This window comes from Streptomyces sp. GbtcB7 (genome assembly GCF_019091445.1).
In the GTDB taxonomy this organism is placed as follows: domain Bacteria; phylum Actinomycetota; class Actinomycetes; order Streptomycetales; family Streptomycetaceae; genus Streptomyces; species Streptomyces mirabilis.
In genome coordinates, this window is record NZ_JAGXJM010000818.1 from 1 (window position 1) to 228 (window position 228).

At 70.6% G+C, this 228-nt stretch carries 1 pseudogene; it reads right to left on the reverse strand.

Going from position 1 to position 228, the window contains the following annotated elements:
- Positions 1-228 (reverse strand): annotated as a pseudogene (locus KVT44_RS57655) (carbohydrate ABC transporter permease); the annotation flags it as partial.

Consider the following 228-nt stretch of genomic DNA (forward strand, 5'->3'; position numbering starts at 1 on the left):
AGATGCCGGCGCCGAAGCCGCCCTGCACGCCGATCAGGGCGTACAACTGGTCGCAGATGCCGTGCAGCTCGCTGAGCTTGGAGTCCGGGGTCAGCAGGATCTGCGGGGGCAGCAGGTTGCCGCCGAGCATGGGCAGCAGCAGGACACGCCGGAAGCGCAGGTCGGAGCGGCTGAGCGCGAAGGCCGCCATGGAGGCGAGGCCGAGCGAGAGCAGCAGCGTGGGGATGG